Consider the following 21,170-nt stretch of genomic DNA (forward strand, 5'->3'; position numbering starts at 1 on the left):
AAGCAAGCTATCCCGCTCACTTTGAATACAGGCCCTATGACCAATCGTATCGCTTCTGTCTTCAGCGCCGCCGGCCAGTATGTCTCCAATACGCTGTCGGCCCTCACGCTGACGGGCAACCAGGCCCGGGAAGGCCAGGATCTTCCGCTCAAGGCCGGTGATCTGATCACCCAGCACAGTGAAGAAGGCTGGACGACGGTCAAGATACTTGCGGTCGACAAACTGCCCGATGGCAGCGCCACCGCCCACTGCTTGACCTACACCACCACGGACGAGAAGCCCACGCCAGACGCCTTGCAACAGGCGAGCGTGCTGCTGCCGCATGCACCCATACTGGCCAGCAGTTTCAACGAGGGCTGGGAATCCATCGGTAGCAAGACGCCGACCACCGACGAGCTGGTCCCCTTGGTCGAGTACTTCAAGCACACCGATTTTCCGCGCTATGTCAGCCTGACCGGCCAGAGCGCCAAGGACATTGTCCACGAGGCCAACGAGCACTTCCGCCGCGCCAACAAGCTGCGCGAGGAAGACGCGAAGTTCAAGGCCGCCATCGTCGAGTACGGCAAGGCGATCGAGCTGTTCCCATTGTTCTACGAGGCAATCGACAACCGCGGCCTGGCCCAGATGCAGCTCGGTCGCTACAAGGAAGCCATTGCCGACTTCGAGCTTTCCCTGAAGGTGAACCCCCACGGCATGGTGGCCTTCCTCAGCAAGGGCGAATGCCTGATGCAACTAGAGCAGCTCGCCGCAGCCGAGGCTGCTTTCCAGGAGGGGTTGATCCACTTCCCGGAGGAACGCGCCACCTTCACCAAGTTCCTGGAACGGGTACGGGCCCTGCGCAAGAAAAACCTCGCCGCAGCCAGCCAGACCGAGGCCACGCGCGAGGCACAGCAGGAAACATCGCAGCCAGAAGCCGAGCAGGCTGAAGCAATGCAAGCAGCAGAAGAGACACAAGGGGCAGAAGCGACGCAAACGGTGGAAGAAGGGCCTGCAGCGGCAGAAGCGCATTGGGCCGAAGAACGACCGGAAGCCTAGTCCCGCGCTACCGCAACCTGGCAGCCGACTAACAGCCCGCGACCACCGTGGGCTGTTGTCATTCACGTACCCGCCTTACCGTGGAGATGATATGGAGCCCGCGCTAGGTTTCAGATGCCGGCAGCTGCGGCAACATCCGCTTGATCGGGTCCAGTATCCGGTCCACGTCATCTCCCCGGTAACCATGCCGCATGACCAGCCGTAATTTGGCATAGGCCGCATGCAGGGTCTCGACATCCCGGCATTCACGGATCTGCTGCCGCATATCCAGGCCCGGCAGACCGGCGATCATCGCCGCTACCCCCAGCATCTTGTCACGTGCATTCCGGATTCTTGGCGGCAGGTCGGCTTCCGCCGGGTTATCCGTTGCGGCGGGCGATGCAAGCACCGGCGCCGGCACCAGCAGGCGCGTCTCGCTGATCGACACGGACAAGGCCGCCATCAAGGCCTCCCGCTCGCTCATCGGTGCGGCAGGCGTCTCGATCGGCGGGTTGTCGGTTATCTCAGCAGCGACAACGGCATCGGGCTGTTCATGGTCTACGGGAGCCACCGTAACGCCGGATTCCCCGGACGCAGGCTCGATCAACTGCCGCGACACCAGTTCCGCCAGACTGTCGTCCGGCATCCCCAGGCTCGCCGCCAGCGCCTTCAGCGCCAGACCGGTACGCTCGCCATCCACCTGCAACAGCAGGCTGCGCAGCCGCGCCGGTAAACGCTTGCCCGCCTCGCGCTCCTGCAAGGTACGGTTGCCCAGTTCGGTTCGGCGCAGCGGTCCATCCATTCGTCGTGCTCCAGCCTTGTCGTATCCCAGCATCATCGCCAGGGTAGGCAAGATGATAACCGTGGCAAGGGCATGCTGGAAAACCACCCTCGCTCGCCCTATAGTCGATTGACGCGCCGCCGCTACGCGGCAGCCAGACAACCCGGCCCAAAACGATGACCCTGCAGCAGTCGATCCCATGACCGTCACCCAGCCCCAGGCGCTAAGCCTCTCGTTCTGCCTGCTCATCCTGGCCGCGCCCGCCTGGGCCCAGACCATCAAGGTGGCGTCGCCGAGCTACTGGTGCCCGTTCAGCTGTACCGCCAACGCGGCCGAGGAAGGTTTTACCATCGACATACTGCGAGCGATCTTCACCCCGCAGGGCGATCAGATCGAATACATCAACATGAACTACGCCCGGGCCTTGAACGAGGTCAAGCTGGGCCACCTCCATGCCATCTCCTCCGCCTTCCGCGAAGAAGCACCCGGATTCGTCTTCCCCACCCTGCCCATCGCGATCGACAAATACTGTGTCTACACCACGCCCGGCCAGACATGGCAATACAGCGGTACCGGCTCGCTGGACAGTCGCAAGGTCGGCGTCATCAAGGGCTATTCCTACGGCGCGGAGATCGACGGCTATATCAAGAAAAACCCTGCCGGCTTTGAAGTCCACGGCGGCGAAGGCCTGACCGAGAAGATCGCCCGCAAGGTCATGCTGGGCCGGCTCGATGCCTTTATCGAAGACACCAACCTGGTGCAATACCTGCTCGCCCGACAGCCATCGATCAAGCTGCGCGAAGCCGGATGCGTGAGCGAAAGCCACGTCTACTTCGCCCTCTCCCCCGCCCTCAAGGAAGCCCCGGAGATCGCCAGGAAATTCGACGAAGGCCTGCTCAAACTGCACCGCACCGGCGCGCTGGAGCAGATCATGCGCAAGTATGGCCAGCATGACTGGCTGGAGCATTATCTGGAGTCAAGACCGAAGCCGGGCTCAGCTAAGTGATTGGGACGGCTATTCTTTATGGCGGCTGCCACGCCGCAGCCGATCACAAGCAACCAGTGTAGGGTGGATAAGCCGAAGGCGTAATCCACCAGCACTCATCTCGGCACAGTCAGTTCAGCCGCCCCGTACTTATCACTCAACCTCCCTTTAAGTATGTAATCCCGCATCAGCCGGAAATACCCGGCCGAGTTGCGCGTCGATAGCCGCTCTCCATCCTTGCCGGTCTCGAATTCATAGATGCCATGCTCGGCTGTCGGGTAAAGCGCGGTGCTGATCGGTTTGCCTTCGGCGGCCAGGGTCTTGAGCCGGCGCAGGGTCTCGGCATAGGGGGCGTCGATATCCTCGCCGCCCAGTATCCAGAGCTGCGGGGCCGTCACGCTGCGTAGCGTAGGCATCGGGTCGTAGTGCCAGGGAGTGCCCCAGTTGTAGGCCTGGCCCTTGATGGGAATGTCGGCAGTGGGCATGCCCAGCAGCAGGAAGCTGAAATTCCCCTTGAGATACTTGAACCAGGGCTCGTCCCGATACCGCTCGCGCAAGGTGTCGAACTCAGCCAGGCCTTCCTTGAAGCCGCTGGCCACAATCACCGCTGTCGCATCGGTCAGTTCATGCGCCTTGGCGACCTCGGCCGGGCCAAAGCCGTTCATGGTCATATTGAGTTCGGCCGCCTGGCGGTCTTCGTCCAGCACCGATACCGCCAGGCCAAAGCCGACGATCACGAAATCCACCGGGGTGCGTGTGGCAGCAATGGGCGCCACCCAACCGCCCTGGCTGCCCGCCTGGTAACCCACCCGGCCGGCGCGCTTGCCAGCGAGGCGACGCGCCACCTCCGTGGCCTTGACCACATCACTGGCGAGCAGGTCGAAGTTCTGCGAATACGTGCCACCGGATGCACCCGTGCCGCGCTTGTCGTAGACGAAAGCGCCAATGCCGGCAGCCGGGAACATGCGCTGCAGGGCGTAGACGTCACGTGCGGCATCGAACTCCGCACCATGCACCAGCACCACCACCGGCACCTTGCCATGTCCTTTGGGCATGACCAGCCGGCCAGCGAGCCGGGTGCCCTGGCTCTCGAATGTCGTCTCGGTCACATCGAAGGCAATGCGCTTGCCGACGATGCCATCAAACCGGATCTCGCCCTTTGCACATTCAGACAGCCAAATCACCTTGCCATCCGGCCGGCCAGTCCAGCCCAACGTGCTGTTCCAGTTGCCGCCCGTGCCCTCGGTCAACGCACCGCTGGTGCCATCCTCTTGCCGCCAGCGCAGCTTGCCACCGCCAGATAGCCCGATATCCACCACGCGCTGGTCGCGCAGGCGGTAGATACCCACATGGCAATCGGCCTGTTTGGCAGCCTTGGGCGATAGATCCTCGGCGTAGGTCCCAACATACAGACACATGAGCGAAAGACATGCAGCACGTAGCGGGCGGCGGAGCGGCGATCGTGGTTGACGCATGCTTGTCTCCTGTGGGGAAGCGTGGTTTTACCAGCGAAATCCTAGCAAGCCTACGCAACAAGGCTTGTGGATTGCGACAGTTTGCACAAGAGAAGGTATGCACAGCGTTAGAAATGGATAGTCCACAGTAGCGCCCCCCATCTCTGGACGAGCGGCCATTCTACGTGCCATCTACATCGCACCTTTAGCTCTATCCACCACAGGATTGGCGCCCGCTTCACGGACGAGGCAAGGGAGCTTCCTAGGTCCCCCTGGGAGAGGTCCGAGTTACGGCTTCACACGAATTGCCGGATATTGGTCACAACGGCAAAAGCTGGGTAACGCAGAGCCAGTCACCGACATGAGCAGGCGTTCCAGCACTTAGGTGACGATCTGGGTTCGCTGACAAGCCTTAGCGAGGCGAAAGCCGGGAAACATCCGTTACGGAGAGTAAGAGAGAGACATCATGCAATTTCAGATAGAGCAGATCATCCGGAACGAAAAGCACGCCATGTTGATCGCCTGCACCGTCGATGAAGGTGATTTCAGCTTGTCGGAACACGCCCAACTGGGAGACATCAAACTCAACCCCCGATTCCTGGTCGCGCATCGGGCAGGCACGCTCGGGAGAAAGCGGCTTTATACCTTCGCCACAGAGGATCTCGACGCACTGTCAAGCCTGGCACAAGGTGCAGTACTTGAACTGAAGACCTGAACAAGCATCCTGCGGCATGTGATATGCCGGGCTTACGCTGTAACCAAGGCTTGCCCCCAAGCGGCGAGCAGGACACTCCATGACAAGCACCAAGCTCACCATGCAGTACGCCGCCTACTTACCGATTCTGCTGACCCTGCTAACAAATATTCAGAGTGCTGCAACGCCACTGGTACTTCACACCGCGCGACAGTCAAACAATACCGTGAAGTTCGACATTGCCAATCCACAGGCCCCTGGCATTTGCTTCGAGATCATCCGTGCGCTTGAGCGCATCGACCCAGACCTGAAGTTCCAGGGCCTGGACCAGGAAAAGCCGGTAGGGAGGATAGACAAGGAGCTGTCAGACGGAAAACTGGATGTGTTTTTTGGGCTGCTCAAAACCCCGGAGCGTGAGCGCAATATGCACTTTGTCAGTTCCCCCGCCCTCTATTCCATCAAACATCAGGTCGCCGTGCTACGGAACGATGCGATGGATGTAAGCAACCTGGAGGATATCCGGCGTCTAGGCAGAGCGGGCATCGTCCTCGCCACGATGGGCACCGCTTTTGTGGATTTCCTGCGCGCGCAGGACGGCTTGATCGTGGATGCCGGAGCCCCCAGCAACCGCGACAACCTGAGGAAACTTCTCGCTGGACGTGGGCGTTTCTTTTACCACTCAGATGTCACGCTCAAGCGGTATATCCACGATGGCATGTTGGAAGACAAGATCCGAATTCTGCCCGTGATCTTCAAGATCGACCTGCAGTTGGTAGCGACCTCAGTACACCTCGCACCCGAGAAACGGGCACGCTTGAATGCTGCGCTGACTACCCTAGAGAAAACCGGCGAGTTACAGCAAATCCGGAGAAAATATGACCTGCATTAAGCCTGGTTGACGCGGCAATCTTTCAATCTACAAATTGCGCCTGAATCACCGCCGTGGCGGCTTTTTCTCCGGATTCCGGTGCACTTGATCGTCGATTCCGGAGGTCATTGACTACTATTGCTATATGTGACGGAGTTGACTCGTCGGCCAATAGTCCACCTTCGACTGCCAAAGGTATCGAACTTTCTCAGCCAATTAGCTGCCCACTTATAGTAATGACTAGGCACATATAGCCTGCTATCGCTGAAAATGCTTCCAGGTAGAAGAAGATATTGGTCAGCCAATTGAGGGAGGATGGGGCTGAAAATTCCTCTTCAGCAGGTACGGGTTCCAATCGCGCTCCGGAATGGTGTGAATGACTTTGACGCTGCTAATCGGATACCGGGTTGATTGCCCCTCCTGCCATACCTCTACCCAGCCATCTCCAATACGGATGTGTCCTATCCCGGGGGAGGTCGGACATACAAAATCCAAAGCCAGGCCGCAACGCTTCCTCCTGACACAAACCGAAAATAAGCGATTACCAACCGCTTTCTGAATATCGCTACGGATGCGCAGCCCGCCAAGCAGAAAACAGCGCTTCATAGCCAGACGGATTGCCGTCGTACTGAAGTACTGAAGTTGGGATATGAACCCAGGGCTGTTTACTGGCGGTCCAGATATGGCCTACTGGCACCAACGCCTTTGTGTCGTTCAGCGTACCCGGCTTGATACTCAGCAGCTCGGTTTGCCCACGCATCTTGTGGAACACGCGTGTCCCACACGTCGGGCAGAAACTGCACGCCATCTCTTTGCCGGCGGGCGTATGACGTACCCACTCATGAAGCACACCGCTGACGAGCTCAACCTTGGCATTGCGTACCCACAGCGCCATGCCAAAGGCGCTCGCTGATTGACGTTGGCACTCAGTGCAGTGACACGCGAACAGCGTAGCGGCGGCGCCCGTAACGCGGTATTGCACTTCACCGCACTGACACTGGCCCTCAAAGATTTCGGTCATGCCACACATCTCGCATTGATTTGAACAACATGGATGTCGGTTTTTTATGGAGCAAGCGTATCCCAAGTGGGGCCAGCATGGTGGGCAATGATCCATAGCGCCTGCAATGCGTGCCTAGCAGCGCTGCAGATAGGTCTAGAGCCTTCGCTAGATGGGAGGGAGCTAGAGGTCAAGGCGAAACAACAGAGAACCACGATCTGGGTAGTCATAGTGTATCGGTACCGCGCTTTTCTCTATCTGTCGGAAACCCTTCTTACGGTAAAACGTATGGGATCGACTTGCGAGGGCCGGGGTATCCAGGATGACTGTCTGGATATCCCGCGCGTTGGCGAATTCGATCAATCTATCGAACAGTGCTGAAGCAACGCCAATGTCCGCGCCGCGATAGGCTTTTTCGACAAAGAACTTCTTCAGAATCCCGACGGTCTCGGTTCCGTATTGCAGCCCGATCGAGCCGATAACGCCCCCTCCCTCACTCAGGGCGACCCAGAAGCCGCCCCCAGAGCCGGTGTAGTTCGCTGCAATATCCAGCAGGTCGGGCTGTTGGTCTATCGAGATATCCAGATTGGCCTCCACATTCTGGATAGTCAGAATCAAGTCGATAACTCCGGCTTCATGTTCCGGGAGATATTCAACGATCGTCCATTGTTCATTTGGTTGGTCTAGATGCATAGCGTGGCCGCTCGTAAGGGGCTGGCGAGTGCTTACACACCCACTCATTGAAAGGAATCTTGCCGTCCGGCAATGGAGTGACGACTTAGGCTTCGCGCCCTCTCGCCGCTTGCGAAACGGCAAAGCTGTCTTCCAGCATTCGGAAGTGACGGATCAATCCATCGTTGATATCCAAGACAAGGACGAACGTGGTTTCGATCAACTTACCCGTAGCGTTAACGATGGAGGCAAGCTCTCCCAGGATCAGTGCACGATGCTCATTCGACACGATATCGTGAACATCAAGACGCACGCTTGTGATCAGTACTGAGATATCTCGCACAAAATCGACAATCGCGCCCGGTCCCTGTTTCTTTCCTAGCCAAGGTAGTGCGCCGACGTCACCCGCCACTTCCCACTTTGCATCCTGTGCGAAAAGCATCGAGAGCGAGTGCGCGTCGCCTTGACCCAGCTTTTGCAGAAAATCCTGGGCGAACTCGTAGTTGGCTTGTCCGTTCATCATCACATCGTCCTGTCACTAGAAAGCAGGCATTGTCGAGCAGCAATGACAAATTGAATAGTACGCACCAAAAAGTTAGTGCATAGGGTTGTCTTGGCGCTTGCGGCGACTTCCTCCTGCCTACTCAGGTTTCTAGCGGTTCGCGGTGCGCCATACCTGGTGCCTCAGACCCCAGCTTGGCTCGCACACTAGCGATAGATGCGATCACGTCCATGTTTTGGGTGCCCCAATCACAAACCGGTCGTAGGGCTTGGCCCATTTCGATCCCGAAGTTTTCCAGTTCGTACTCCACATGGGGGGGGTACGGTTTGGAAGTCAATTCGCCGGACTAGACCGTCTCGCGTCATTTCCTTCAGTTGCTGGCTCAGTACCTTCTCACTGACATCACCCAGTAGACGCCTCAACTCGCTGAACCGGCACCGCTTGCTGCTCAGATGGAAGAGGATCAGCAGCTTCCTCTTACCGCCTATGAGATGGACCACGGCTTCCAGGCCGCAACTGAATGGGGGGGTACTCATCAAGCAATCTCCCTGCTTACACTTACAAAAAGGTGCGTACTGGCAGATATGGCATGACGCCACTACCATGCTTCCGGCTTGCAATTCTGCAGCTTTAAGCACAAGGAGTCGGATATGTCGTACGAGATAGAAACGTTGCTGCTGCGTAATTTGCAGGAGGTATTTGGTGAGGGGGACCCGGAGCGGCGTCGCACTGCAATCGGTGAGCTATACACCGAAGATTGCGTGGTCTCCTTACCGGCAGGTCGCTTTGTTGGGCACCAAGCGCTAGATCACATTGCAGGTGAAATCAGGGCAACCCACCCGAGCTTTATCTACACGCCGCATAGCGTTCCTCAAGTAGTCGCAGACGGCGTACGGCTGCATTTTGGCTCGGGTCCTGCCGGTGAGCCACCCCGATACACCGGTGTCGACTTGGCGATTATTCGAGATGGGAAGATCGCCCAGCTGTATGTTTTCCTTGATGGAAAGGACACTTAAGCGACAACAAGCGGTATTCCCCTCTTGCCAGTTTTGAAGATTCACGATGAGCTGGCTTTGGACAGTCAGATGCAAAACTTAAACCACTAGCAGGCACTGTTCTAACAAGCGAGGGCCGGGTCCTGCATTTTGCATTGCGAGCTATCCGAAATAGAGGCAAAGACCCCGCGCTACGACCGCCAATCCATCGCCAGGAACAGCGCTCGATAAGCCTCGGTAAGGTCATGCAAGCTGAATGAACGGTTCAAGCCACTCGGGTTGGGCAACACCCACACTGTCGCGCCGCCCAACGTCGCGGCTTGGCGCCCCCACAAGACGGCCGGCTGACCCGAAATAGCGGCATAGGCGGCCTTCCCGAGGAAGGCGATACAAGCAGGTCGATACCGTTCGACCTTCTCACATAGCGCCGTTGCTGCCTCAAGGAATTCACCCCGAGATAGCTGATCAGCCCGTGATGTCGGCCGCGCAACGGCAGTGGTCAAGCCACAGCGGTAGGCCAGCAATTCCGTATCGTTCCCGGGTTGCAATTGCTCGGACGTGAAGCCGGCCAGATGCAATACCCGCCAGAAGCGGTTACCGCTCCCTGCAAAATGGCGGCCGCTTGCAGCCGCCCTCAGGCCGGGATTGATCCCACAGAAAACGACGCTCAGCCCGGCCGACATCACGTCCGGCAGTGCTTGAGTCATCGTATCGTCATCCGAGCCAGAACTTACGCGCGGCACCAGCGCCTGGGCCATATTGACCACCTCATTAAGCCCACACTTACGGGGAGCCCCGCCAAATCCCACTTGGCGAACTAGCTGCCACTTCAACCAGCGAGCAGCCTACCGTTGAGGAGTATCTGCAGCGTTCTGACAAAGAGCACCACGATCGTCACGCTCAATAGGGTGAGCAACCCGAGGGCCATCAACTGCACCGGCCAGACCTGAACAAACATGGCGTATTTCAACGCCGCACTTGTCAGCGCTGCCATCGGAAAGCTGATTGCCCACCAGCCGCTGGCGAAAGGTACGCCGCTGCGAAACACCTTGGGCGCCAGCGCGAGAAACAGGAAAAGACCAAAGTAAAACAGCAAGCCAGCAAAGGTATCGACGTGCTGTGTCATGTTGGTATATGCCAGAAACCCCACCTCGAACGGTGCCATCAGGATCAACAGTGACGGGACCATGCCGGCAGGCAAAGGCTCATGATGGATCATGCGCGACATGATCATGGTAAAGAACAAGAGCGCGATCATCGTGCCCACGGCCATCGCGAACAGGTTTACTTCATGCGCCCAGGGCATCGGCATGGTTCCACCGGCAACGACAATATCCAAGGTGGCCACGCCCGGAATGAACCAGGCGGGCACGGCGTGAGCCGCATCGATCTTTCCTTGCAGCAGCCGGCTCGCGATCGCGAAACAGAGTGCGATCGTCGTCACGGCACCCAATGTCCACATGACCTCTGCCACAGTCCGGCTCCGTTCAGCGACGACCGAGGACAGCAGCAGAATGGCGATCGTGATCGTGCCAAAGAAATTACCGGCAACGGGATGTCGGTACTCACCCATCACCGCATCCGGATGCTTGAGCGCTTTGACCAGATACCCAACGCCCAGCACCAGGAAGACGACCACGGCGAGGAGACCCGCCGCTTCGGAAATCAGCGGACTCACCCCAAACTCGTGACTGGCTTGCCGCCACGCAAGGCAAAGCCCGGCGATGCCCATGACCGACGCGAACAGATTGACGGGCAAATTCCTGATTGAAGTCAAACTACGTCGGGATTCCGGATCGGGGCTTGCCAGCGTCGTCATCGCACACTTTCCACGTTATGGGCACACGCTGGCGATGCTATCGCCTTCCATCAAAAAGGATAATCCCGCATGATTGGCAATCATCTTCCCAGAAAATGAGAATATGGCTGATCGTTTAGCGTCGATGTCGATCTTGTTGGCGGTAGTCGATGCCGGTAGTTTTTCTGCTGCGGCACGCCAACTCAAGATGCCGCTTGCAACGGTGAGCCGCAAGGTTGGCGAGCTGGAAGCGCATCTGCAAACCCGCCTCTTGCACCGATCAACGCGGCAGTTAGTGCTGACCGAAACCGGCCTATCCTATGTCGCCGCGTGCCGGCGGATTCTCGAAGAAGTGGGCGAAGCGGAACGCGCGGCATCCGGGGAATATGCGGCACCCAAAGGCGAACTGGTCCTCACTGCACCGATCGTCTTCGGCCGCCTGCACGTCTTGCCGGTAGTCGCGGATTTTCTCAAGACCTATCCCGACATCGATGTGCGAATGGTCCTGACCGACCAGGTCGTGCATCTGCTTGAAGATCACATTGATGTCGCCGTGCGCATTGCAGAGCTGCCTGACAGCAGCTTCATCGCGGCACGGATAGGTACCGTGCGCCGGGTGGTGTGCGCCAGCCCAGCGTACCTGGCTGAGCGCGGCATGCCCAAGCACCCCGCCGAACTCGCAAGGCATGCCTGCATTACCCATGAGCAGGTGACATCCAGGCAGGTTTGGACTTTCATGTCCGGCAAGTCGGAATTCACCGTGCCCATCCGCTCCCGGCTTGCCGTCAGCACCGCCGAAGCTGCAGTCGATGCGGCGGTCGCAGGCGTTGGTCTCACACGTGTATTGTCCTATCAGATGGCGAACGCCAAGCGCGCCGGCAACCTCAAGATCATGCTCGAAGCATTTGAGTCGCCACCGCTGCCTGTCAGTCTTGTCCACGCTGGACAGGGTGTCCTGCCGCTGAAGTTACGCGCTTTTCTTGATTTCGCCACACCGCGGTTGAAGGCACGCTTGCTGGAGGTCGAGGCTTAAGCATCACCACCCCAGCACCATCCAGCCTCACGGAGCACTCAACCCACCCGCCAGGCAAGCCTGGCGAAGTGGCTTACTTACCCGCAGGCTTGTTCGTCGGCTTAACACCAAAGGGCGGTAGGGCCGAGGTGTGCTTGACGCCTACCGGCGGCGCGGACGGTACGTTCGATTTGGCATTGCTGGTCGACGCGTGTTTCGAGTGCGATTTTTTCATGATGGCCTCAGAGGGAACGCCTGCTGTCCGCAGACTACGGGAGTCAGGACGGGTACGACCCCATCACCCTGCCTTATGGTGTCGCTCACCGTCTGTGCGTTGCCACACACCTAACGCATCGTGTCCCCATCACCCCACGCGATGCACTACCCAGTAGCCAACGTGCCCTGCCCCCAGCAGCGCCATCGCCACCATCGCTGACAAGGTCAGCCGTGTTGTCACTTGATGGCGGCGTTGTAGTGCCAGCACCAGCGTGGCCAACAGCAGGGCCAGCGCCAAGGCGACGACCCAGGCAAACCAGAGCAAGCCCAGGCCCATGCAGCCAAAGCTCTCGCAATAAACATGGAAGTTGTACCAGGAGCCGGCCAGCAGCAAGGCGCAGGCGACCCAGGCCAGATAGCCACCAGTGCGGGACAGGACGCGTAACCCGCGCGACAGGAAGCCCGCTGCCGCCAAGCGCCCTACTCCACCATGGCGGTCAGCCATTCACGGAGCTGGATGACATTGCCTTCCGGGTCATGACCATCGCACACCAGATAGCGCTGGAACTGCCACTCCTGCTGCTTCGGGTCCACGATGCCGCCGTGCTGCAATGCCAGGCGGCGGGCCGCCGCAATGCTGTTGACCAGGAAGATCAGCTTGATCGCCGTGTCCTCCCGTCGCTTGGGCGGGTTGTCTATCGTGATGTCCGCTGCGTAAACAGGCGGGATGGCGTGGATGACGAGCTGGTAGGTGGCGTTCTCGAGCAAGGCGTAATCCGGTTCCAGACGAACCAGCTTGAGATCGGTCACGGCGACATAGAAGTCCCGGACCGATGCCAGGTCCTTGGCGTAGATCACAGCACCTGCGGGAAAGGGTTTAGGCATGGATATCAAATCGCGCGGCGGGCATCCCTTGCGGGAAAGGGCCGGGCGTCCTCCTTGGATATCTAGCAATACTAGGCAGTCGTCGCGATGTCGGCCAAGGATTGCCAATGAATTTCTTGTTACCCGGCAGCGCCGGATGCAGAAATTTCTCCTGAAGTGTCACAGGACGGAAAGTCCCCACGTCTTATGAGGTGAGAAGGGCGAAATGCCATCGTGCCCAAGCCAACTCACTCATCCATCTGACACCCAGGAGCCATCATGACCCAGCGTCTCGACTACAGCAAGCAAGCCCCCCTGCTCTTCAAGCAGCTCGTTGATTTCTCCATGAAAGTACACGACAGCTCGATCGAATCCACCATCCAGGACCTGATCGCCATCCGCGCCTCGCAGATCAACGGCTGTGGCTTCTGCGTGGACATGCACATCAAGCAGGCCACCATCCACGGTGAGCGTCCGCTGCGCATCCATCACCTGACGATCTGGAAAGAATCGACGCTGTTCAATGACCGCGAACGGGCCGCCCTGGCCTGGACGGAAGCGCTGACCCAACTGGCTGCCGACGGTGTATCCGACAGTGCCTATGCCAACGCCCGCGAGCAGTTCGATGAGAAGGCGCTCACCGAGCTGACCTACGCCGTCATGACCATCAACGCCTGGAACCGCGTGAATATCGCCTTCCGCTCGGTACCCGGTTCGCTGGATCAGGCATTTGGTCTGACCAAGGCCCAGCTCGCCTGAGGGGTGTCAACCCGTCGCAGCCCGGCTGCGGCTCTCCCGTGGCCGCACGGCGGGGAGCCGCACCGCGCGCGCCCTGCCTATCCATTCAGAGAGAACATCATGAAGCGACTCACCCCAACCCTGAGCCTTGCCCTCGCCGCGATGCTCGTGCCGTTCCCGGCCTACGCGGCCGAGGTCAAGCCCCTGCTCAGCCAGAAGCTGTCCGACTATCCGGGCAAGGAAGGCCTGATGCTGGAAGTCAGCTACGAACCTGGCGCCAAGGACATGGTGCATCGTCACGACGCCCATGCCTTCGTGTACGTCCTGGAGGGTACGATAGAGATGCAGCTCAAGGGCAAACCAGCCGTCACGCTCAAGGCGGGCGATGTCTTCTACGAAGGCCCGAAGGACATCCACGTCGTCGGCCGCAATGCCAGCGCCACGGAGCCGGCCCGTTTTGTGGTGGTCTTGCTGAAGAAGCAGAAAGCCCCGGTGCTGACGCCCATCGAAGGCGATGCACACTGACCACAGGGTTTGCTGTTGGGCATCCCCTGCAACGGGCGTGCTGCGCGGTTACGCCAGCCGTAACGGCCGCGTATAGCGGTTGCTGGTGAACTTCTGGTTGGTCAGCAACGCCAGTTGCAGGGTGCCGGTCATGGAGCGCGCCAGTTGCAGGTGGACCGCCCCGACGGGGACCGACACGAACAGGCCGCCAAACGCACACTCGGGCTCCTTGCCCTCGGCGGTCACTTCATCGGCCGAGCCGACAAACAACCGGCCCGTCGGGCAGTTGAGCCAGCCTTCGAGGGCGAAGTGCGCCAGCGGCTCGAACTGGATATGCCCGTCGTGCGCGCCATCCGCGCCAACATCGACAAACAGCACATGGCCCGCATTGGCTTCCTGCAACTGGGTGGCCACCGGCCAGCTCCACCAGTCTTCTTCCGAATCCAGCCTGTGCTTGAGCGCGCCCAGGTCGTAGACGCAGAGCGTGGCACTCTCGGTGCTGAACTGGAACGGCAAGATGCGCACAAGGATTCCTCGGCCGATAGTCTGTCGTAGCCACCCGGCTACGCCTGCACCAGTATCGGCAGCAAATTGCGCCAGCGCCAAGCCGCGTTTGCGCCATAGGCCCCGGCCAGCATGGCAAGGGCGCAAAAAAAGGCGATTTTTCCGCGCCTTTCCCCCATTTTGAGGATTCTCAGGCCCGCGCCGGCCTGCGACACTCGGCTAGCCCAAAGCCGCGCCAGACAAAGCCCGTAGCTTGGCACGACATCTTCCCAGCCCCTTGCCCGTGTGACCTTCCCATGCTTGAAAAGCGACTCCTTTTCCGAAACGATCCGTTCTACGATATCCAGCCCGATGACGATCGGGGGTTCCGCTATGGCAAACCGCTGATCTACTGGCTGCTCAACCATCTCAAACCGCTGGGCTACACGGTAGCCTATCGTGGTGAAGGACTGGTGTATCAGGACGACTGGGGCTGGACCGCCGTCCTTACCGGGCCAGCTACCGCTTTACGCTTACGCTGCGTTGCCAAGCAGGACCCAGCCGGCTACGGCAATGCCGATGGCAGCAAGGCGCACGACGACCTGATCTGGGGCTGCTTGATTAGCACGGCAGCCCCCTGGTACGCACGCCTGTTCAATGGCAGCAAACATCAGGCTGCGATCGACACGCTATACGATCAGGTCAGTGAACTGCTCCAGACTCACTTCGACATAGAAATCGACGCCGACAAGGCGCAGCCGAATCAGGACGTGCAGGAGGACGACCTCGATAATCTCGACATCTACCTGACCATCCCCGGCACCTGGGCAGGCTGGAAAGAACTCACCAGCCAGTTGCAGCCGCATTTCGCCGATCGCTATGAACTGCACGACACCGCACTGATCGATCGGCGGCGCAAGGTCATCTTCCAGCTCTCCCTGGGCCAGCACGATCCGGAACTAGCCCGGCGTTTCGCGCGATCCAGCAGTGTCTCAAAGACCGAATTGGCGCGGCTGGGCCAGCATCGCAGCGTGATCACCTTGATCAGCCGCTGCGGTGACGAAATCGACGTACACGCACTGCAGGAGGCCGCCACGGTCATCCTCAAGGCGGGTGGCCTGGGTGTCCTGGTAGAAAACACCGCTGTCGGCCACGGTCCCGACTACTGGCTCGACTGCGCCGCGGCCCCACCACCGGGATTCGGCACCTTCTATGCCTTTGTCTCCGCCGTCGACCATCAGGATACCCACACCGCCGGCATGCACTTCTTTGGACTGCCGGACATCGTGTTTACCCGCGGTGTAAGCGAACAACCGGCAAGTTTGTTACACGCAGCGGGCCAGACGGTGCTCCGCAGCCGGCAACCGTTTACGAATGGCGACACGATAGACACCGGTAACCTTGGCGTGTATCGCCTGTCTGCCGAGCCCTGCCGGCTGTATGAACGGGATGATCCCTCCTTCAACCCCTTTGGCGTCTGGCGGCTGACCCCTGTGAAGCAGCAGTGGGATGATCAGCCCGCCTCAAACGCCCCGGCCGATCAGATCGCACAGCCCGCGAGCGAAGGCGCTGTGGCCACCTTGCTGATCCCCGGCGCCTGGGCCGATCCCATGGCCATCCTGGATGCCATCCTCGCCGCAGCCCCGGACGAATACTCGTTCACCCGTGACAGCATGATCGTCAACGCCACCGGCGAAGAACTCGACATGACGCTGGTGCGCGCGGTCACCGATCTGGCCGATATCTTTACCCAGCTATGCGATACCCGCTACGGCACCCCGGGTCTGGATCAGTTCGCGTCACATACCTTTGTGCTGAAACTGAGCTTGCGCTGCCAATCCCAGGAAGACGCCGACACCCTGATCGCAGCGGCCGATGCCGTGATCGCCGCCGGGGGCATGGGCGTGCTGCTGGAGCTCAACCAGCTCGCTCACACCGCCCCGGTCTGGCGCCAGTTTGCCCAAGGCCTACCGGAGACACGTGCCTTCCGCGCGCTGGTGACCTACCGCAACGCCGATGAAATCCAGTCCGTGGGCATGCATCACTTCGGCCTTCGGGACACCCTCATCGATGCCCCCTCGTTGCATCTGGATGAGGTCATGGACGTCATCACTACCTTCAACCGCCTGCAGATCACAGGCGAGCTGAAAGTCAAGGAAGCGGCGGACTACAGCGTGGGTCAACGCGGCCGGCCGTTCCGTGCCTATAGCGAACCCTGTACCCATATCCCGGACGACCATGCCAGCCACAACCCCTACGGCGTCTGGCGCTTGATTGCGGTCGCGGAGGAGTCAACGCAAGCGCAGCAGGATCAATCCGCATGAGCACGATGACACCAGACAGTACCGAGGGCGAGGAAGCCATCAGCGTCCAGACCGTTCTTTGCATACCGGGGCCCTGGCAGGACCGCAATACGCTGATTACCAGCCTGGTCGAGCATAGCGAGGGCTACCTGTTTGTCGGCATGCTGCTGATGAACACGGCCGACAAAAGTTTCTTCGAGCTGGAGGTACACGAGCCCGACCCGCGCATGGCACGCGCCTTCGCCGCTGCCGGCCCCCATTGGGCCAATACGGACGACATGGCCCGCATCGCGGACCACCGTATGGTGCTCTATCTGGTGGGCGAAGGCGGTAGCCGGGAAGCGGCCGATTCCATCATGAATGCCGCCAGTGCGCTGATCAAAGCGGGTGGCTATGGCGTCAAGGTGGAAAGCAGCGGCATCGCCCACAGCCCCAGCGCCTGGCTGACCATGAGTGAACAGCAATACCTGTTCAGCGCCTACCGCGCGTATGTGCTCAATGTGGTCAGCGACGCGGTCTACTCCTGCGGCATGCATAACCTCGGCCTGCCGGATGCCATCGTGGATGCAGATGACGCAGACGACCCGGGCAAGCTCGTCTCCACCTTCTGCTGGTATCTGGTCAGCGAGGCCCCCACCATCCGCAGCGGACAGACCTTCGCGGCGGACGCGACCTCGCCACGCTACCGGATCAGCGCCGAGCCGTGCGAGCTGTACGAGGAAGACTCGTTGTTCACCAACCCGTTCGGGATGTGGCGTCTGCGGCGGATTGAAACACCATCCGCATAGCGATCTGCCTGTGTAAAGTCGCGGCCCTGCCATTTCGCAGGGCGCAATCCCCACAGGGCATGACGCCGTATTTGTGTATCAGTTCGCCATAGGTCTAGACAAGAGGTCGTCGACAAAACACGGCCGCCGTATTGCGCGGCGGCCTTGTCATTACGGATTACCATGAACCGCCATTGCGGCAGGCAAACTGAGCGCCTCAAGCACGATGCTTGTTGAGCGCACCACCGGCTTCTACCGCCATATCCAGCAGCCGTAACCCTGCACCGGCCACCGCCTTGCTCAAGGCTTCGTCCTTGATCTGCTCGCTCAGCGTCGCGAACGACACGCCAGCAGCCCCAAAGACAGACAGTAGATCAAGCTCGTCCGGCCGCGGTGGTGGCTCTACCCAGCCATGCCACCATTTGCGTGGGAAATGCAGCTCGAGCGGTCGGCCTTCAATACCCCAGCCGTCGTCGAGCACTGCCCGAATGAACCCGGCACCATCGCCACCCTGGACTTGGGTCAACGAGGCGGCATCGGTAATGCGGCGAGTCAGATCGATCGCCGCCAACTGGCCCTGCAGCAACCAGTTATGTTCATGGGCCAGGCGCCAGGGTTCCGGGTGCGGCCCCGCACGCCAGGGTTCGGGCGAGGGACCGGCCTTCGCCAAATGAGACAGCGCGTGGGAATGCGGCCCAAGAGGCCCCCCACCTACCACCTCCCATACCTGAGGGTGCAAGCGCGCAATGATCTTTAACAGTATCAAGCGGGATTCCGCCATATCTTCCTCCGTACTGGTTGGTACAACATGAATGCCAAACGATGGCAATCACCAACCGCCCTCAGGGGCGACGGACAAGCGCACAACCATTGCCGATCCTGAGGAACGGCCGGTGTTCTTTGGGTAGGCGGGCAGGCATCTTGGCTCGGTAGCGCAGGACTGACTCGCATACCAGCAAGCTTCCTCTCTCCGGCTTCAAGTGGAAGTTTGCTTACAGAAGACCCCTGTGCAGACTGGCGGTCATGTGGACGATGCCCCGGCGAACCACACCCTGGATCCATCGCAATGCCGTCTTTTCTGCTGGAGCCACCCTACTCGCCCTGAAACGGTATGGCTTCCTCCATATGGGGGATGTACAGCAAGTTGGCGCTGAACGGGCATGCTCCCCAAAACTGTCAGAAACCGCCACGCGCATGGCCTTGCCTGGTGCAAAACGCTTCCGCCGCTGCCTGGGCTGCTGCTACATTCCCGACCAGTGGTACCCAACATCGCAGGACGACATCCCGCCCTGCTTAGCAACGGCCTAGCGGATCACCCTACCGACCCATGCCCAGTCTCTCGCCCGTGCACCGCGTCTCGCTCACCCTGCTGCTTGTGCTCTCCGCGCACGTGCCGGCCAGTGAAGCCCAGCTACCCAATCGCCAGCCCAACAAATCAGAGCGCATTGCCATTGAGCAGGCCATCCGCTCTCTGGCGGGATCGGTCGCGATCGACCGCAGTACCATCCATATCCAGACCTTCCCTGCTACGGAGAAGGGGAACGCTACCCTGCCCACGGTGGCCAGTCTGTACGCTGCCCCCAGCCTGGTCTCCGGCCTCTGCCGGGCCGACGGCTATCGCATCACCCTCAAGCCCGCTGGCGGCCATGAGATCACCCAGCCGGACTACCGTGCCTGGCTACCGGTCAACGCCGCCTGCCCGGCCAGCGAGTCCGCCATCACCTTCGATAACAATGCCGCCCGCTGGATGGTGCGGTACGTATTCCGCCACCGCACCACGATGACCGACGGCGCACGCCGCCTGATTGGTGGCCATAGCTGCCGGCAAGGCATGGGCCTGACCCGCGATCCGCTCCTGATCGACCGCGTCTACCCGCGCCCGCAGGAAGGCCGGCTGGATATCGTCGCCGTCTTCCGTACCACGGCCTTCCAGGGCAAGCCGCCTACCTACCCGCTGTACCGCGCCCATGTGGAGTTCCGCAGCCTGGGGCAGGACTACATGCCCTGGAATGTGGCCTGTTGAGTGAGGGAAACGGGGCCTCATCGTGCGGCGAACCGCCCCACCGCAAGGTTAAGCAAGACTTAAACAGAACCTGATGTTCCGCGGGAAAATCACCAAAGTCGACCATAAGAATTCGTTAAGCCTGGCGGCCTATTGTGTACACCAAGGACGGCCGCTGCGGTACGCAACGACCGGGACCGGATAGCTCAACTGCCTGAGGAATGACCATGACCAAGCTGCTCGCCACCGTGATTACCGCCGCCATCGCCCTGACCGGCTTCGCCGCCAATGCTGCCGATGCCCCTGCCGCCAAGCCGGCCGTGACCAAGACCGCCAGCGCCAAGCCGACCAAGGCCGCACACGCCGGCAAGAAGGCTGCCAAGAAGCACCACGCCAAGGTTGCTGCCAAGCACACCAACAAGACTGCCGGCTAATTGCCACACGGGTAGCCAAACGCCAGTGACTGGCTACCCCTGAGTACCCGCCATGCGCAGCGCCCCGGAGATCCGACGATCCCCGGGGCGCTTTGCTTTGTCATCCGGGCAATGCCCTGGACCGCCTACGTGCCCAAGCCCGAACCGATGACCGTGCGTGCGGCAAAGCAGGATTTCACCGTGTCGATCAGCCACTGCCCCGCAGGTCCCGGCGGCGATGCTGCGGGATAGACTGCCGACATGGTCAGCATCGTGCCGTCCTGCGGCAATCCATCGATATCCAGTGTCACCAGCGCACCACTGGCGATATCCCGTTCCACCATATGCCGTGGCATCCCGCCCCAGCCCACGCAGTCCTTGAGAAATGCATGCTTGGTCGACAGGTCGGCCAGTCGCCAGGTCAGCGGGGACATCACACCGTAGTCCTTGCCGGCCATCAAGGCCGAACGGTCAGTGAGTACCAGCTGCACATGCTTCGCCAACTCGCGCTGGGGGATACGACCCTTGATCGCAGCGAGAGGGTGATCGTGAGCTGCGACCATGACAAGGGAGACCGACCCCAGCCGCTCGCTCATCAAAGACGGGAACGCCACAGGCAGGCTGCTCAGGATGCCCAGACTGCAGCGCTGGTCCAGCACCGGCTCGTAGGCCGCACCCAGCCCCTCGACAAAGAGCCGCAAGGGGGTGAGCGGGAAGCGCTGGCCAAAGGCCACCGCCACGTCGCTGATGACTGCGGTAGGAAAGAAAACGTCCACCACGACTGATAACTCCGGCTCCAGCCCGGATGCCATCAGCTTGGCCCGCGCCTTGAGCGTATCGACCCCCGCAACGATATTGCGGGCGTCGGCCAGCAGCAGTGCGCCTTCCGGCGTGAGCTGCGGGTAGCGACCAGTGCGGTCGAACAGGGTGACGCCGATCTGCGCCTCCAGACTACCGACCCAGCCACTGACCGCCGATTGCACGCGGTTGAGCTTGCGCCCCGCAGCGGAAAAACTCCCCTCGTCCGCCGCCGCAATAAAGGTCCGGAGTTGATCCAGTGAAACACCATCCAGCATACGGCCTCCATGCATCTCAAAAACAGATG

At 60.2% G+C, this 21,170-nt stretch carries 25 protein-coding genes; 12 read left to right on the forward strand and 13 right to left on the reverse strand.

What is annotated here, in order from left to right; genetic code table 11:
* The first annotated feature begins 36 nt into the window (after nucleotides 1-36).
* Entirely contained in the window at nucleotides 37-1,035 is a 999-nt protein-coding gene (locus ACYVHK_RS11830; RefSeq protein ID WP_460531799.1) for a tetratricopeptide repeat protein, read from the forward strand.
* A 103-nt stretch (nucleotides 1,036-1,138) separates the two neighbouring features.
* Here ACYVHK_RS11830 and ACYVHK_RS11835 read toward each other — a convergent pair whose 3' ends face one another.
* Nucleotides 1,139-1,816: a hypothetical protein gene (locus ACYVHK_RS11835; RefSeq protein ID WP_460531802.1), complete on the reverse strand. Its 678-nt coding sequence runs from the start codon at nucleotides 1,814-1,816 to the stop codon at nucleotides 1,139-1,141.
* A 178-nt stretch (nucleotides 1,817-1,994) separates the two neighbouring features.
* Between ACYVHK_RS11835 and ACYVHK_RS11840 the strand changes: the two genes are divergently transcribed.
* The gene (locus ACYVHK_RS11840) at nucleotides 1,995-2,801 is read left to right on the forward strand and encodes a substrate-binding periplasmic protein (RefSeq protein WP_460531805.1); all 807 of its coding nucleotides are present in this window, start codon (nucleotides 1,995-1,997) and stop codon (nucleotides 2,799-2,801) included.
* 95 nt (nucleotides 2,802-2,896) lie between these two features.
* Here ACYVHK_RS11840 and ACYVHK_RS11845 read toward each other — a convergent pair whose 3' ends face one another.
* Entirely contained in the window at nucleotides 2,897-4,255 is a 1,359-nt protein-coding gene (locus ACYVHK_RS11845; protein WP_460531808.1) for an alpha/beta hydrolase family protein, read from the reverse strand.
* Nucleotides 4,256-4,700: 445 nt separating this feature from the next.
* On the opposite strand from ACYVHK_RS11845, the gene ACYVHK_RS11850 reads away from it, so the two are divergent.
* Nucleotides 4,701-4,949 (forward strand): hypothetical protein, encoded by a 249-nt coding sequence (locus tag ACYVHK_RS11850; protein ID WP_460531811.1) that lies wholly within the window; start codon nucleotides 4,701-4,703, stop codon nucleotides 4,947-4,949.
* Nucleotides 4,950-5,028: 79 nt separating this feature from the next.
* Complete coding sequence (locus ACYVHK_RS11855) at nucleotides 5,029-5,817, forward strand: substrate-binding periplasmic protein (protein WP_460531814.1); 789 nt, start codon at nucleotides 5,029-5,031, stop codon at nucleotides 5,815-5,817.
* Between the two features lie 544 nt (nucleotides 5,818-6,361).
* Here ACYVHK_RS11855 and ACYVHK_RS11860 read toward each other — a convergent pair.
* The 4 genes from ACYVHK_RS11860 to ACYVHK_RS11875 all read right to left on the reverse strand — a co-directional run bounded on the left by ACYVHK_RS11860 (nucleotide 6,362) and on the right by ACYVHK_RS11875 (nucleotide 8,575).
* On the reverse strand, nucleotides 6,362-6,817 hold the full coding sequence (locus ACYVHK_RS11860; RefSeq protein ID WP_460531817.1) for a GFA family protein: 456 nt from the start codon (nucleotides 6,815-6,817) through the stop codon (nucleotides 6,362-6,364).
* A 162-nt stretch (nucleotides 6,818-6,979) separates the two neighbouring features.
* Nucleotides 6,980-7,489, reverse strand: coding sequence for a GNAT family N-acetyltransferase (locus ACYVHK_RS11865; protein ID WP_460531820.1), 510 nt, complete (start codon nucleotides 7,487-7,489; stop codon nucleotides 6,980-6,982).
* Between the two features lie 85 nt (nucleotides 7,490-7,574).
* Nucleotides 7,575-7,991, reverse strand: a complete 417-nt coding sequence (locus tag ACYVHK_RS11870; RefSeq protein ID WP_460531823.1) for a nuclear transport factor 2 family protein — start codon at nucleotides 7,989-7,991, stop codon at nucleotides 7,575-7,577.
* Nucleotides 7,992-8,218: 227 nt separating this feature from the next.
* Entirely contained in the window at nucleotides 8,219-8,575 is a 357-nt protein-coding gene (locus tag ACYVHK_RS11875; protein ID WP_460534053.1) for a winged helix-turn-helix transcriptional regulator, read from the reverse strand.
* 45 nt (nucleotides 8,576-8,620) lie between these two features.
* Here ACYVHK_RS11875 and ACYVHK_RS11880 point away from each other — a divergent pair, with 45 nt between their 5' ends.
* On the forward strand, nucleotides 8,621-8,986 hold the full coding sequence (locus ACYVHK_RS11880) for a nuclear transport factor 2 family protein (protein WP_460531826.1): 366 nt from the start codon (nucleotides 8,621-8,623) through the stop codon (nucleotides 8,984-8,986).
* A gap of 170 nt (nucleotides 8,987-9,156) precedes the next feature.
* On the opposite strand, the gene mug is transcribed toward ACYVHK_RS11880, so the two are convergent.
* Nucleotides 9,157-9,723 (reverse strand): mismatch-specific DNA-glycosylase, encoded by a 567-nt coding sequence (gene mug, locus ACYVHK_RS11885; protein WP_460531829.1) that lies wholly within the window; start codon nucleotides 9,721-9,723, stop codon nucleotides 9,157-9,159.
* A 71-nt stretch (nucleotides 9,724-9,794) separates the two neighbouring features.
* On the reverse strand, nucleotides 9,795-10,784 hold the full coding sequence (locus ACYVHK_RS11890; protein WP_460531832.1) for an SLAC1 anion channel family protein: 990 nt from the start codon (nucleotides 10,782-10,784) through the stop codon (nucleotides 9,795-9,797).
* 73 nt (nucleotides 10,785-10,857) lie between these two features.
* Between ACYVHK_RS11890 and ACYVHK_RS11895 the strand changes: the two genes are divergently transcribed.
* A complete protein-coding gene (locus ACYVHK_RS11895; RefSeq protein WP_460531835.1) occupies nucleotides 10,858-11,796 on the forward strand; it encodes a LysR family transcriptional regulator in 939 nt (312 codons plus the stop codon).
* 343 nt (nucleotides 11,797-12,139) lie between these two features.
* Here the strand turns inward: ACYVHK_RS11895 and ACYVHK_RS11900 are convergent, their stop codons facing one another.
* Together ACYVHK_RS11900 and ACYVHK_RS11905 are read right to left on the reverse strand one after the other, a co-directional pair.
* The gene (locus ACYVHK_RS11900; RefSeq protein WP_460531839.1) at nucleotides 12,140-12,496 is read right to left on the reverse strand and encodes a hypothetical protein; all 357 of its coding nucleotides are present in this window, start codon (nucleotides 12,494-12,496) and stop codon (nucleotides 12,140-12,142) included.
* Nucleotides 12,472-12,876, reverse strand: coding sequence for a VOC family protein (locus ACYVHK_RS11905; protein ID WP_460531842.1), 405 nt, complete (start codon nucleotides 12,874-12,876; stop codon nucleotides 12,472-12,474). Before ACYVHK_RS11905 ends, ACYVHK_RS11900 begins: the two co-directional genes overlap by 25 nt.
* A gap of 258 nt (nucleotides 12,877-13,134) precedes the next feature.
* On the opposite strand from ACYVHK_RS11905, the gene ACYVHK_RS11910 reads away from it, so the two are divergent.
* Both ACYVHK_RS11910 and ACYVHK_RS11915 read left to right on the forward strand, forming a co-directional pair.
* Nucleotides 13,135-13,614: a carboxymuconolactone decarboxylase family protein gene (locus tag ACYVHK_RS11910; RefSeq protein ID WP_460531845.1), complete on the forward strand. Its 480-nt coding sequence runs from the start codon at nucleotides 13,135-13,137 to the stop codon at nucleotides 13,612-13,614.
* A gap of 99 nt (nucleotides 13,615-13,713) precedes the next feature.
* Nucleotides 13,714-14,118: a cupin domain-containing protein gene (locus ACYVHK_RS11915; protein ID WP_460531848.1), complete on the forward strand. Its 405-nt coding sequence runs from the start codon at nucleotides 13,714-13,716 to the stop codon at nucleotides 14,116-14,118.
* A 48-nt stretch (nucleotides 14,119-14,166) separates the two neighbouring features.
* Here ACYVHK_RS11915 and ACYVHK_RS11920 read toward each other — a convergent pair whose 3' ends face one another.
* Nucleotides 14,167-14,622, reverse strand: coding sequence for a DUF6386 family protein (locus tag ACYVHK_RS11920; RefSeq protein WP_460531851.1), 456 nt, complete (start codon nucleotides 14,620-14,622; stop codon nucleotides 14,167-14,169).
* A 275-nt stretch (nucleotides 14,623-14,897) separates the two neighbouring features.
* Between ACYVHK_RS11920 and ACYVHK_RS11925 the strand changes: the two genes are divergently transcribed.
* Both ACYVHK_RS11925 and ACYVHK_RS11930 read left to right on the forward strand, forming a co-directional pair.
* A complete protein-coding gene (locus ACYVHK_RS11925; protein ID WP_460531854.1) occupies nucleotides 14,898-16,904 on the forward strand; it encodes a hypothetical protein in 2,007 nt (668 codons plus the stop codon).
* A complete protein-coding gene (locus tag ACYVHK_RS11930) occupies nucleotides 16,901-17,671 on the forward strand; it encodes a hypothetical protein (protein ID WP_460531857.1) in 771 nt (256 codons plus the stop codon). Before ACYVHK_RS11925 ends, ACYVHK_RS11930 begins: the two co-directional genes overlap by 4 nt.
* Nucleotides 17,672-17,867: 196 nt before the next feature.
* Here ACYVHK_RS11930 and ACYVHK_RS11935 read toward each other — a convergent pair whose 3' ends face one another.
* Nucleotides 17,868-18,431 carry a hypothetical protein gene (locus tag ACYVHK_RS11935; RefSeq protein ID WP_460531861.1) on the reverse strand — a complete coding sequence of 188 codons (564 nt, stop codon included), beginning with the start codon at nucleotides 18,429-18,431 and terminating at the stop codon, nucleotides 17,868-17,870.
* A 546-nt stretch (nucleotides 18,432-18,977) separates the two neighbouring features.
* Between ACYVHK_RS11935 and ACYVHK_RS11940 the strand changes: the two genes are divergently transcribed.
* A complete protein-coding gene (locus ACYVHK_RS11940; protein ID WP_460531864.1) occupies nucleotides 18,978-19,673 on the forward strand; it encodes a hypothetical protein in 696 nt (231 codons plus the stop codon).
* Between the two features lie 206 nt (nucleotides 19,674-19,879).
* Complete coding sequence (locus ACYVHK_RS11945; RefSeq protein WP_460531867.1) at nucleotides 19,880-20,086, forward strand: hypothetical protein; 207 nt, start codon at nucleotides 19,880-19,882, stop codon at nucleotides 20,084-20,086.
* Nucleotides 20,087-20,211: 125 nt separating this feature from the next.
* Here ACYVHK_RS11945 and ACYVHK_RS11950 read toward each other — a convergent pair whose 3' ends face one another.
* Nucleotides 20,212-21,141 (reverse strand): LysR family transcriptional regulator, encoded by a 930-nt coding sequence (locus ACYVHK_RS11950; protein ID WP_460531870.1) that lies wholly within the window; start codon nucleotides 21,139-21,141, stop codon nucleotides 20,212-20,214.
* Nucleotides 21,142-21,170: the final 29 nt, after the last annotated feature.

The sequence above is a fragment of the Chitinimonas naiadis genome, assembly GCF_054780835.1.